Raw genomic sequence first — 11,669 nt, 5'->3', positions numbered from 1 at the left:
TTATTTCTCCTTTCTTAAATCAACAAAAATTTTATCCACAATTTGTTTTTGAGTTTTAGATAAATCATTTCCGGTTATGCTGTGGAAAAATTGATCAACTGTTTCATCAGGACTTAATTCACTAATGTTTTGCACAGTCTGATCTTGTTTATCTTGATAGACGTTCTCGTAATCAAGCTCAATAACAGTTCCATAGATTTCTTGTAGTTGGGCACGGACGTTGATATGTTTGCTGCGGTCGAAATTTTTTACGGTGATGGCAAACCAGGCACTATCAATTGGTTGTTGCTGATAGAAAGTGGGATCAATTAAAGTGTCCCAATCCTCTTCTAATACGATCAAGTCAGTTTGAGGGTTGATTTCTTTGAAAGTATGGGTGATTTCATTATCTTTGATTTCAACAATATCGACACCTTTACCCTTATTTTTAATACGAGCTTCTTTGACGTTGAATTTCACAGGACTGCCAGAATAACGGATAGTTTCACTTGGGGAGGCAAAACGAGTGTGAATGTGGCCCATCATGACGTAATCAAACATTTGAAATTGATCAGAGGTTAAAGTGGCAAGCCCGCCAACGGTTGAAGTAGTTTCGCTAGTTAATTCTATTTTATCTTCTTTGTTTGGCGTAACCGCAAAGTGAGTGATGAGTAAGTGTTTTTTATTAGGATCGAAATTCTTTTGCATGTCTGTTAAAACAAGATTCATGGCATCAACGATTGAATGAATTTTTTGCGTGTCCTCTTCAGGAACGCCTTGCTGATTGTAGAAAGCTCGAACATCCATCGGATCAAAGAATGGCAACATGAAGATTTGAGCCTCGGTAGTTTCAATTGGATTGAACGCCTCACTGACTAAAGTATTGAGATGAAAGTTGTTATATTCCATCCAATCACGGCCATAATTGAGGCGCTTGGCCCCATCATGATTTCCTGAAATAGCATAAATGGGTAGATGGTGTTCAATATTGATTTCTTTAAACATTTCATTCAAAGTTGTGACGGCATCAACATTAGGAATGGCACGGTCATAAATATCACCGGCAATAACAATACCATCGACGTGTTCTTCTAAGGCGATGTTTAAGATTTGTTGAAAGGCGGCTTTTTGTTCATTGAGTAATGAGTAGCCGTTTAAAGTCCGACCAATATGCCAGTCGGCAGTGTGTAAAAGTTTCATATTATTCCTCCATGAAGATAATGCTCTATTTCCTTTTTACGATGAAAAATTGTTTTTATCAATACTAAATTACGAAAAATGTTTCAATTCGTACTTGTCTTTTGGTCATTGTGAACGTAACAAGTATGTTGAAGGGTAATTAATAAAAGATAGCGATTAAACAATCGGAGGAAATATATGATGCATTTAATTTTACAGATTATTAGGTGGGGTTCATTGGCTCTTATAATTGTTACATTTTATAACTTATATCGAAATTGGAATTTTGATCCAGAAGCGGAAGAATTGAAAGATAAAACAGCAGAAGAGCTTGCTCAGGCCAAAGATAAATTTGAAAAGGATAGGGGAAGTCAGATCAGCGGAGCTATAGTAGCTGCATTAATATTTGTTGGGATACCATTTCTTTCAATATATACTAATTCAGCTTCTATCATTGATAATGAGTATAGTGTGACTGGAAAGAAGCCTTATAGTATTCACATTGTTTCAAAAAATCAAATGTACTATCGCTTTTCTAACGGTACGCAATGGCTTTACTACACGAGAAAAGGTGACACGTTGTCGATTACAGACGATGATGTTCAAACTTTGTTTACTAATGGTGACACCATTTCATCGGTTAAATTTAAATTGAGTGATAATAATAAGGTTGCTAAGGAAACAGTTAAGGATCCGGTTTATGGTGATACTAGAGTTACTTTGAAATTGATTGAATAAGAGAGCGGGAAAAAAACACGGTCAGCTTCTGAGCATTAATGTAAATAAGGACGGTAACTCGATTTTGAGTTGCCGTCCTTATTTGGATAGTTTTGTTTTGTTCTGAATAACCATGGTTCTTTGCTGAACAGTGGAAACGAGCTATGCAGGCCTGCTTCGCTCTCTAATCATTTAGATTGTAACGTAACTTCATATGTTCTGATCCCATTGTAACCATGTCTCCGAGTAACTTGGTTTGTTTTTCAAAGGCTACGTCGGCTAATTTCTTGTTGGCTTCTTCTAGATACTTTTCAGCATCGCTTTGGTTGGCGACTTCTTTATCGGTATCATTTTGGATCTTGCGATATGTACTCATAGCATCTAATTCATAATCGTTTCTCATATCAACGTATAGATCGTAATCTGTATCGCCTAATAGGGCAGTAGTACAGCTTAACCAGTACATATTGTTCATGTCAAATTTGCCTGTGGCATTTTTGTATTGTGCTGGGGTGTCTTCTACGTTGGCATAGAATGGAACCACGGTATTAAAGGTATTTGCACCATATGCTAACCAGTGGATTCCGGCGATTTCTGCTGGAACATTATTTCTGATTTGGAGAATGTGTACGTCATGGTTTCTGTTGATACCGATTGGTCTGAAGAGTTTCTTTTCGGATTCGGTACCTGATCCGTAAACATCATACTTAGTGTTTTCAAAATGTGAACTCAAAACGAATTTTACATCTTCAATAGAAATCTTGCGGTTGGCGTGGCAGATGAATGGTAGATCTTGGTTCATTGGATCATCTGGTGTGTCATCAGGGCTGAAGAATTTTTGTCCAGACCAAGCACGTGGATTGTTATAAACAGTATCTTTGACTGATGAACTACCTAAGATATGTCTTAAGTTATATTTGTCAAAATCAGGATTCAAATTGTTTTGATCGATGAGATCTTTCAAATCATCTGAACAAAGTGTGTCGACTGAATCAAAGTCGAAATTGTCGATGTTCATACGGTTAGGTGCAACGACATAAGCATCATCAGGGATACGAACGGCTGCCCAGTGGTGCCCACCGATTGTTTCTAACCACCAAACTTCTTCATTATCAGCAAAAGAAATTCCGTTTGGTTCGTAAGTTCCGTATTTTTCTAGTAGAGCACCGAGACGTTTAACACCGTCTTTAGCACTGTGAATGTATGGAAGAACTACGGTTACAAGATCTTCTTCACCAAGTCCGTTTTCAACGAATGGATCTAATCCTAAGACGCGTGAATTAGTAGTAATAGTTTCGGTCGCTGACATAGCAATATTTTCACTATTAATTCCGGCAGCAGGCCAGATTCCGTTTGTCAAAATTGAGTTAGGAATTGAAGTGTAACGTAGAGGATTGTCAGGTAAAGCAACGTTTACTTTACTGATAACTGAGGTGTAGTCCTTAGGTTGATCTTCAGGGTTAACTACAACAAAGCGTTGAGGGTCAAGTGCTTCATGACCATCGTCATTTCTAGAAATAATTGTTGAACCGTCAATAGAAGCTTTTTTACCAACTAAAATTGATGTACATGAACCTTTAATACGTTTTTCCATTATTAAATCGCTCCCTTTATGGTTATTAATATCTTAATTATAACTGGTTTAATAATTGAAACCAAATGGACTAGTTATTAATTTGTGCATACGTATCATAATACTCATTAATGATTGTATGAGCGAAGGTTTTAATTTGATCAGATATCACTACTTCGGGCTTAACTAATAGGGAGTGAATCTGATAAATAAAATACTCTTTTAAGTACTGTTCTCCTTTTTCCAAACTTATCTGGTTAACTCTAACATTATCTAAAATTCCATGAATATTGATTTGATTTTGGAAGAGCAAGAATTCTGCGGAAACATCATTAATGATTAATTGTTGCTGTTGGGCAATCTGATAATATTTTTCCAAGGCCTGAAAGTATTCTTCGTAACCGTGACTGAATTGACGATACATTTGTGGATAAGTTTGTTTTAATTCAGTTTTGAATAATTCAGTGGTTGATCCCATTAATAAGAGGGAATTCAAAATAGTTGGCAGTAGATTCTCATCTTCAATTTTTGTGGGGATGGGATTTTTTTGTAGAAATTCTAAGTGTCGTTGAACGACCGATTGGACGATTTCATCTTTATTTTTAAAGTAGATATAGAGTTTAGCACGACTAATACCGGCCATTTTTGCTAAATCTACCATTGAAAAATTATCGAATCCTTGTATGAGAATAATATGATTAAATTTGATAATTAGTTCTTCTTTTGGTGTCATGCAATAATACCTCCAAAAATAATTATATCATTTATTTGACAATATAGACACTTGATAGTATTATTTGTCTAAATTAAATAGACAGAGGACATAAATTATGAAAAAAGTAGTTGTAACAGGTGGTACAGGATTCGTCGCAGGATGGGTGATCGTCGATTTTCTCAATGCAGGATATGAGGTCAGTACCAGCGTGCGGTCAATGAAGAAGGCAGATCGTCTAGAAAAAGAAATTGCTGGAGCCGTTTCCAAGGATGAAATGAAGAATCTTAGTTTTTTTGAAGCTGATCTAACTAGTGACAAGAATTGGGTAGAAAGTATTAAAGGTGCTGATGGCGTGATCCACGTAGCTTCACCAATGGGGAATGGAACTCAAACGGTTGAAGAACTGGTTAATGTTGCCAAGAATGGAACACTTACAGTTCTAAAAGCAGCTAAAGAAGCTGGCGTTAAGCGAGTAGTAATGACTAGTTCACAGGCAGCATCTACTCCTGAAAGTGGTAGTACCACCGTTTTGGATGAGAGTTTTTGGACGGATGTTAAGAATCCAGATTTAGATCCTTATCGTATTTCAAAGGTTGAGTCTGAGAAAGCTGCTTGGGAATATGCCAAAGAAGAGGGTATGGAATTGACAACAGTACTTCCAGGTGCAATCTTTGGTCCTGTTTTGTCAGATAAAGCGGTCAGTTCTAATCGAATTCTGTTACAAATGTTAAGCGGATTGCCAATGACACCACATGTTCCGTTAGAAATTTCGGATGTTAGAGATTTAGCCAGGCTGCACCGATTAGCCTTTGAGAATCCCGTTGCTATTGGAAAAAGATACCTAGCTGCTTCTCAAGTATTACAGATGGAAGATGTAGAAAAGATTTATCAGACTAATTTCCCATATAAAAAAATTAAAATCAGAATGATGCCTAATACAGTGACTAAATTATTAGCGCGCTTCGTTCCTAGCTTGCGTGCATTAGTACCAATGTTGGATCGTAAATATCGTCATACGACTGCCGCTGCGGAAAATGATTTGGGCTGGACACAACATAAACCAGAAGAAACAGTCATGGATGCAGCTAAAACTTTGATTAAATTAGGACTTGATAAATAATTTTGAAAAAACAATTGACCTAGACCACACTCTAAGTACTATTGTTAAATCGTTGAGAAAAACGAAAGGAACTTAAAAACTTATGAAACAACTAAATATTGGTAACACAAATTGGAAAGCTTCAGCCGTTGCATTAGGAATAATGCGCATGGAAGCTTTATCAGCTAAAGATGCAGCTAAAACACTTGAGGCCGCTGTTGATAGTGGTATTAACTATATTGATTCAGCCGATATCTATGGTATGGGCAATTCTGAAAAAGTTTTCGGACAAGCTATGAAAGAAGCAAACATCTCACGTGATGATGTCTACATTCAATCAAAAGGTGGAATTGTTTTTGATCCAGCCCGTAGTCATGGAAGTTTTGTTTTTGGTAAAAGATATGATTTCTCAAAGAAGCATATTATTGAAGCTGTTGATGGAATTCTTGATAGAATGCAAATCGATTATCTAGATTCATTCCTATTGCATCGTCCAGATCCATTGATGGAACCGGAAGAAGTAGCTGAAGCCTTTGATGAATTGCAAAGAGACGGAAAAGTAAGACACTTCGGTGTATCCAATTTCAATCCCCAACAATTCCAAATGTTGCAAGAAGCCGTTGACCAGAAGTTATTGATCAACCAATTACAATTTAGTATTGCTCACACAGGAATGATTGATTACGGAATGCACACAAATATGACCGATGCCCGTTCTATAAATCACGATGGAGGACTATTAGAATTCTCCAGAAGAATGGGAACAACAATACAAGCATGGTCACCATTCCAATATGGGATGTTCGAAGGAACATTCATAGGTAGCGACAAATTCCCAGAATTGAATGCTAAGTTACAAGAATTAGCAGATAAATATGGAGTAAGCAAGAATGCCATAGCAGTAGCATGGATCTTAAGACACCCAGCAGGAATTCAAGTGTTGATAGGAACAATGAATCCAGAACACGTAGTAGATAGTGCAAAAGGTGCCGATGTAGAACTTACTAAACAAGAGTGGTACGACGTATACTTTGCTGCCGGCAATGACTTGCCTTAGAGCGTGGAACAAGGGCGCCTAGCCTCCGAGGATTTGCCTAAGTCCTGGAATCGCCCGCGTACTGTGCGGGCAATTCCAGGACTGTAGCAAACCGGAAGAGGTTGCCCTTGTGGAACGCGTTTTCACTATAAAACATAGAACAATAGTTATCTAAATAAGAACATCAAAAAAACCGCTAAACTCCCTCCGAAAAAAGGAAGTCTAGCGGTTTTTAATTTATTTAGGCAAATCAATCCCAGCACCAGTAATACCAGAAAGATATTTCTCCAATAAAACATTCTTAACATGGAATTGAGCACCCGGTTTAGTATAAGTAGCGACCTGAATAACCAAAGTGCCATCAGGTTGATTAGAGAATCCAACAATATAAGGCTTTTTAGTAATCTGCAATTTCTTCAAATCCAGATCCTGATTGATCTGATTAATGATTTTAGTGATTTCCTCAAAAGGAGCAGCACTAGAAACAGGAATTTCCATCAAAGCCTGCATATTATTACGAGATTTATTGCTGACGACGGTAATATTTCGATTAGGAATATAGTTTAACGTTCCATCAACACTTTGAATTTGAGTTGTTCGAATACCAACATAAGTGACTTGGCCTTCAACGCTATTGACCGTAATTGTATCGCCCACGCTGATCTGCTGTTCTAAAAGAATGAAGAAGCCATTGACCATATCGGAAACGAATCCTTGAGCACCAAGGCCAATAGCCAAACTGAAGATTCCGGCACCGGCAATTAACGTGCCAACAGGAATTCCAATGGCTGATAATAAAGCGTAGATCCAGAAGAACATCAGGATATATTTAAAAATGTTGAGAACTAAAGTGTAAATGGTGTCTAATTTCTTTGGTGAGATACCACGCTTATAATTACGCAGTCCGGTTTTAAAGATATGACGAATGATTTTCTTACCGATCCAATTGATCAAAAGTAAGACAACTGTTAATAAGATTAATTGGAAAACGACCGAGACAACATGTTGTAATAGCGACTCCCAATCGACTTTCAGAAAAACTTTTTTAATAAGAGTATTTAAGTTAAGGGATGTATTCAAAATTTCAGTTCCTTTCAAAAAGTAGCTGAAATAATGATAGCATAAACAAAAAGACAGCTAAACCGATTGGGTAGGCTGTCTCTTTATTAGCTTAAGTAACTCTTGGGAACAAAATCTTCAACTGCGACGTACAGTTTGTCGGACAATTCCTTGTATAATTCGTGTTCTCCAGTTTGTAAGGTAAAGTTCAGATTGTCGCAAGATTCGATTAACTTAATTGCGGCTGCAATCTTTAAGTCATCGTGGGAATAATCAATGTTACTGTTTCCTGTAATGGAGATATCTAATGTAGGTTCTTCTTTTCCTAAAGTGTAGTCTTGAATATTTTCTGTGATCAAAATTTGTACCCTCAGTCTTTGGATTTCATTGGATATACAAGATAACACAGAATTAGTTATGTTTATAGATGAGTATACGGATCGTAAATATTGAATTATAAATATTGATATATCAAGGATGCTTGTAACTCAAGCTTTCAATTCTGCCACTATATCGGTATAACTAATGGAAAAAGGGGGCCGAGTGATGGACTTTGGATCGCAGGTAAAAAAGTTACGCACTAGTAGGAAATTAACTCAAGAACAACTAGCCCAGAAGTTAAATGTTTCACGACAAACAATTTCCGGTTGGGAGAATAATCGTAACCTACCTGATTTGGAAATGGTCGTTATGATTGCTAAAACGTTCCAATTATCTTTAGACCAATTAATCTTAGGTGATTCAACAATGACGACAAAATTAATGAATGATAGTAGTGAGACTAGAAAAATGCGTATCAATCTATATGTAACAATAATTATGACTTTAACTGGAATGGGTTGCTTCTTATTATTTAAGATAATTGGTTCCTCACTGGATAGTAACGGCGTTTTACATGAACCATTCTTTTTGATTCCCATAGGTTATCTATTCTTACTAATGGGATTGATTAGTGGATTTAACTACCTATTTAAAAAATTACGTAAACGGAATTAAGATATTTCACTGCGTAAAATTTGTTCCATAGTTTTATTGTGGGCCAGCTCATCGACCAATTTGTCCAGATAGCGAATCTCTTGAACTAAAGGATCTTGGATATTTTCAACGTGGATGCCGAAGATGGTTCCTTTGATTAAAGCGGTATTTTCGTTTATGTGTGGAGCGTTTTGGAAAAAATTTGCTAGGGTCGCACCTGTTTCAATTTGTTCCGACAATGATTGATCGTTATAACCAGTTAACCAATAGATTATCTGGTTGACTTCGGATTGTGAATGACCTTTGCGCTCAACTTTTTGAACATAAAGTGGGTAGAGATCTCGAAATGCCATTTGGGTGATGTCTTTCTTCTTCATATATACCTCCGTTAACCTTTTTAGTTAGTGTAACAAAATAAAGTCAGTTACCACCTGTACTTTGATTTAGTATGGTAAAGTAGATTTACTTAGATTAGATAAATAGAAGGGAAACAATAATATGACATATCCACAATTGGATTTAGAAAATGCTACAGGTAGTGTGGCAACAATTAAAACAAATCACGGAGTAATCAAGGTTCAACTATTTGATGAACTGGTTCCTAAGACGGTTAAGAACTTTATCGAGTTGGCTCAAAAGGGTTACTATAATGGAATTATCTTCCATCGTGTTATTCCTGACTTCATGATTCAAGGTGGAGATCCAACTGGTACTGGTGCTGGTGGTGAAAGTATTTATGGTAAGAGTTTTGAGGATGAATTTAGTGACCAACTATACAACCTAACGGGTGCTCTATCAATGGCTAATGCCGGTCCTAATACTAACGGTAGTCAATTCTTTATTGTTTCAAACGAAAATATGCCTAAACGTATGGTTAAAGAAATGGCTGGCGCTGGTTACCCTGAGGAAATCATCGCTGCTTATAAGAATGGTGGTACACCTTGGTTAGATCATCGTCACACAGTCTTTGGACAAGTTATTGAAGGTATGGATGTTGTTCAAGAGATCAGTCGTGCTAAACGTGATGGTAATGATAAACCTAAAGAAGACATCGTTATGGAAAGCGTTGAAATCAGTAAGTAGTAGAATTCGTTTCTTGAAGAAATGAAGCAGTTAACTCCTGATAAGTATTTTTAAAATAAGAATTTTTGAGAAAAACTAGATTAATGGGATGTTCAATTTTGAATCCTGGAAAATCTAGTTTTTTTAATTGCCCATTTTTAATATCATCAGCGACAAGTGATTCATATATGAAAGTAATACCGGGAATCTGCTTGAGCAATTCGATGATGGTATTAGGGCTGGCAATTTCCATTACTTTATTGAAGTTGCCAATCTTGTAGTTTTGAGTAGCTAACCAATTTTCGAAAATATTGCGACTACCGGAACCAGGTTCTCTGATCAATAGGGTCTGGTTGAAGACATCCTCGATAGTTGAGATATCAAGTTGTTGGTGGGAGATACAGACGAAGTTTTCCTTTTGCAAGAAGAAAGAATCAAATTCATCGGTATCAAAGTTTCCCTCAACTAAGCCGAAATCAATTTTGCCATCACGGATATTTTGTAGGATATGGTCGGTATTCTTAATCTCGGTAGTAGAAATTTGGATTTTATCGGTTAAGTGATTTAAGAATCTTGGTAGTAGTGTTGAGCTAAGTGAAAGAGTACACCCCATATTGAATTTGGCGGGGGTTTTTAAAGAATTGAGAACTTTTTGACTTTCAAATTCAACCTGTTTAGCGTAACCAGCCAATTTTTGACCGATATCGGTTAAGTGGATACGATTATGATCACGAACGACTAAAGAAAGATTTAGTTCATTTTCAAGTGAAGTTATTTGTTGAGAAACAGCTGGTTGAGTAATAAATAATTCTTGAGCTGTCTTGGTAAAAGAGTTGGTATCGGCCAAAACAACTAGGGTTTGATAACGTTTATCTAACATAATTGCTCCTATGATAAATTTTGCTTATGTAAAAGTAATAAATACTAATTTTTACTTATGACAATACTATATTATCCTCTTAAACAGGGAGGATTAACTTATGTATTTAAAATTTTTTGAAAAAAGCTTCTATTATGCATTCTTTATGACCTTATTGTGTTCGATTGTTGGTAGCTTCTTAGGTGGCTTGCCATATTTAACAGTGATTGGTGCGTTAGTACTTTCGCTGATACTAGGGATGTTGTTTCAACTTTATCGTCCGGCTGTTCAAAAAGCTGAGAGTGGAATAGGCTTTATTTCTAACAAATTCCTTCGATTAGGAATCATCTTGTTAGGTTTCAAATTGAATTTGATTGACTTAGCCCACGCGGGAGTGAAAACAATTCTTTTTGCAATAGTGATCGTTAGCGGAATGGTTGTCTTAACCTATAACATTGCTAGAAAGTTCGGAGTTAGTAAACGATTGGCTATTTTGACTGCTAGTGGGACTAGTATCTGTGGAGCAGCGGCCGTAATGGGTATTTCACCACAAATCAAAGTTTCCAAAGATCAAGAAGCTGATAAACATAATGATGAAGTATTAGCTGTAGCAATTGTTGCCATCTTAGGAACAGTCTTTACTTTAATCGAAATTGCTATTAAGCCATTGTTGCATATGACATCAATGCAGTTTGGAGTTATGGCCGGAGGTTCGCTACATGAAATAGCACATGCAATTGCAACAGGTAGCGCCGGCGGGCCAGTTAGTCTAAGTGCTGCAATCATTACCAAATTATCTCGAGTATTACTATTAGCACCAGCTGCTTTGATAATAGGTATTTGGTATCAGCATCAAGATAAAACTAATGAAGGTGAAAAAGGTAAATTACCGATACCTTGGTTTATGGCAGGATTTTTGTTGGCTAGTGTTATTGGTACCTTTGTTCCCATGTCTAGTGGCTTATTGAATCTGTTAGTCAAATTAGCTTATTTAGTTCTGGGGATGGCAATGGCTGCTCTAGGGATGAGTGTTAATTTCAAAGCCTTTTTGAGTAGTGGACGTAATGCAGTCTTGGCCGCTTTATCTGCATCAGTGGTTTTACTGACTTTTACAATTGTAGTTAGCAAAATGTTCTTTTAAATTGCCTTACTTTTCCTTATGGAAGAGTAGGCTTTTTCTTTGTTTATGGGGAAGACACAAAGTCAATGGACATGTTTATTGATCGTGGTATAGTGATAGACATAAAAATCATATCGAAGCATATTCATTAACTAATAGGAAGAAACCAATTTTTTTCTGGTTAATTAATATAAAAGCAAAAAAATAATTAAAAAAGGGTTGCAACGTCGTAACCGAACGGGTAATATATATCTTGTTGTTGCGACAGAGCAATGGCATCAACGCTTTGAAGCTTA

At 36.5% G+C, this 11,669-nt stretch carries 13 protein-coding genes; 6 read left to right on the top strand and 7 right to left on the bottom strand.

Annotated features, from left to right (window positions below; genetic code table 11):
• Entirely contained in the window at nucleotides 1-1,179 is a 1,179-nt protein-coding gene (locus FC97_RS04200; RefSeq protein WP_056967851.1) for an exonuclease SbcCD subunit D, read from the bottom strand.
• Between the two features lie 177 nt (nucleotides 1,180-1,356).
• On the opposite strand from FC97_RS04200, the gene FC97_RS04195 reads away from it, so the two are divergent.
• Entirely contained in the window at nucleotides 1,357-1,896 is a 540-nt protein-coding gene (locus FC97_RS04195) for a hypothetical protein (protein ID WP_054643855.1), read from the top strand.
• 163 nt (nucleotides 1,897-2,059) lie between these two features.
• On the opposite strand, the gene FC97_RS04190 is transcribed toward FC97_RS04195, so the two are convergent.
• Both FC97_RS04190 and FC97_RS04185 read right to left on the bottom strand, forming a co-directional pair.
• Entirely contained in the window at nucleotides 2,060-3,469 is a 1,410-nt protein-coding gene (locus tag FC97_RS04190; RefSeq protein WP_054643854.1) for a C69 family dipeptidase, read from the bottom strand.
• Nucleotides 3,470-3,539: 70 nt separating this feature from the next.
• Nucleotides 3,540-4,181 carry a TetR/AcrR family transcriptional regulator gene (locus tag FC97_RS04185; protein WP_054643853.1) on the bottom strand — a complete coding sequence of 214 codons (642 nt, stop codon included), beginning with the start codon at nucleotides 4,179-4,181 and terminating at the stop codon, nucleotides 3,540-3,542.
• 97 nt (nucleotides 4,182-4,278) lie between these two features.
• On the opposite strand from FC97_RS04185, the gene FC97_RS04180 reads away from it, so the two are divergent.
• Together FC97_RS04180 and FC97_RS04175 are read left to right on the top strand one after the other, a co-directional pair.
• Nucleotides 4,279-5,283, top strand: coding sequence for an NAD-dependent epimerase/dehydratase family protein (locus FC97_RS04180; RefSeq protein WP_054643852.1), 1,005 nt, complete (start codon nucleotides 4,279-4,281; stop codon nucleotides 5,281-5,283).
• A gap of 82 nt (nucleotides 5,284-5,365) precedes the next feature.
• A complete protein-coding gene (locus FC97_RS04175) occupies nucleotides 5,366-6,319 on the top strand; it encodes an aldo/keto reductase (RefSeq protein ID WP_054643851.1) in 954 nt (317 codons plus the stop codon).
• 216 nt (nucleotides 6,320-6,535) lie between these two features.
• On the opposite strand, the gene FC97_RS04170 is transcribed toward FC97_RS04175, so the two are convergent.
• Nucleotides 6,536-7,378 (bottom strand): mechanosensitive ion channel family protein, encoded by an 843-nt coding sequence (locus FC97_RS04170; protein ID WP_054643850.1) that lies wholly within the window; start codon nucleotides 7,376-7,378, stop codon nucleotides 6,536-6,538.
• A gap of 86 nt (nucleotides 7,379-7,464) precedes the next feature.
• Entirely contained in the window at nucleotides 7,465-7,716 is a 252-nt protein-coding gene (locus tag FC97_RS04165; RefSeq protein WP_054643849.1) for a hypothetical protein, read from the bottom strand.
• 187 nt (nucleotides 7,717-7,903) lie between these two features.
• Here FC97_RS04165 and FC97_RS04160 point away from each other — a divergent pair, with 187 nt between their 5' ends.
• Nucleotides 7,904-8,353 carry a helix-turn-helix domain-containing protein gene (locus FC97_RS04160; RefSeq protein WP_054643848.1) on the top strand — a complete coding sequence of 150 codons (450 nt, stop codon included), beginning with the start codon at nucleotides 7,904-7,906 and terminating at the stop codon, nucleotides 8,351-8,353.
• Here FC97_RS04160 and FC97_RS04155 read toward each other — a convergent pair.
• A complete protein-coding gene (locus FC97_RS04155; protein WP_056967849.1) occupies nucleotides 8,350-8,709 on the bottom strand; it encodes a DUF2200 domain-containing protein in 360 nt (119 codons plus the stop codon). The two genes, FC97_RS04160 and FC97_RS04155, sit on opposite strands and share 4 nt — an antisense overlap.
• A 121-nt stretch (nucleotides 8,710-8,830) precedes the next feature.
• Here FC97_RS04155 and FC97_RS04150 point away from each other — a divergent pair, with 121 nt between their 5' ends.
• Entirely contained in the window at nucleotides 8,831-9,415 is a 585-nt protein-coding gene (locus FC97_RS04150) for a peptidylprolyl isomerase (protein ID WP_054643847.1), read from the top strand.
• Here FC97_RS04150 and FC97_RS04145 read toward each other — a convergent pair.
• The gene (locus tag FC97_RS04145) at nucleotides 9,405-10,274 is read right to left on the bottom strand and encodes a LysR family transcriptional regulator (protein WP_054643846.1); all 870 of its coding nucleotides are present in this window, start codon (nucleotides 10,272-10,274) and stop codon (nucleotides 9,405-9,407) included. The genes FC97_RS04150 and FC97_RS04145 overlap by 11 nt on opposite strands.
• Nucleotides 10,275-10,374: 100 nt before the next feature.
• Between FC97_RS04145 and FC97_RS04140 the strand changes: the two genes are divergently transcribed.
• Nucleotides 10,375-11,394: a YeiH family protein gene (locus FC97_RS04140; RefSeq protein ID WP_056967847.1), complete on the top strand. Its 1,020-nt coding sequence runs from the start codon at nucleotides 10,375-10,377 to the stop codon at nucleotides 11,392-11,394.
• Nucleotides 11,395-11,669: the final 275 nt, after the last annotated feature.

Origin of the sequence: Companilactobacillus kimchii DSM 13961 = JCM 10707 (assembly GCF_001435445.1) — a bacterium.
GTDB classification, from domain to species: Bacteria; Bacillota; Bacilli; order Lactobacillales; family Lactobacillaceae; genus Companilactobacillus; species Companilactobacillus kimchii.
Note: the sequence above shows the minus strand (reverse complement) of the source record. Positions and strands in the feature narration are given on the sequence as shown.

Coding starts and splice junctions, on each gene's coding strand:
- FC97_RS04200 (WP_056967851.1), bottom strand. CDS start 1,179: ATGAAACTTTTACACACTGCCGACTGGCATATTGGTCGGACTTTAAAC.
- FC97_RS04190 (WP_054643854.1), bottom strand. CDS start 3,469: ATGGAAAAACGTATTAAAGGTTCATGTACATCAATTTTAGTTGGTAAA.
- FC97_RS04155 (WP_056967849.1), bottom strand. CDS start 8,709: ATGAAGAAGAAAGACATCACCCAAATGGCATTTCGAGATCTCTACCCA.
- FC97_RS04140 (WP_056967847.1), top strand. CDS start 10,375: ATGTATTTAAAATTTTTTGAAAAAAGCTTCTATTATGCATTCTTTATG.
- FC97_RS04180 (WP_054643852.1), top strand. CDS start 4,279: ATGAAAAAAGTAGTTGTAACAGGTGGTACAGGATTCGTCGCAGGATGG.
- FC97_RS04160 (WP_054643848.1), top strand. CDS start 7,904: ATGGACTTTGGATCGCAGGTAAAAAAGTTACGCACTAGTAGGAAATTA.
- FC97_RS04145 (WP_054643846.1), bottom strand. CDS start 10,274: ATGTTAGATAAACGTTATCAAACCCTAGTTGTTTTGGCCGATACCAAC.
- FC97_RS04150 (WP_054643847.1), top strand. CDS start 8,831: ATGACATATCCACAATTGGATTTAGAAAATGCTACAGGTAGTGTGGCA.
- FC97_RS04195 (WP_054643855.1), top strand. CDS start 1,357: ATGATGCATTTAATTTTACAGATTATTAGGTGGGGTTCATTGGCTCTT.
- FC97_RS04185 (WP_054643853.1), bottom strand. CDS start 4,181: ATGACACCAAAAGAAGAACTAATTATCAAATTTAATCATATTATTCTC.
- FC97_RS04175 (WP_054643851.1), top strand. CDS start 5,366: ATGAAACAACTAAATATTGGTAACACAAATTGGAAAGCTTCAGCCGTT.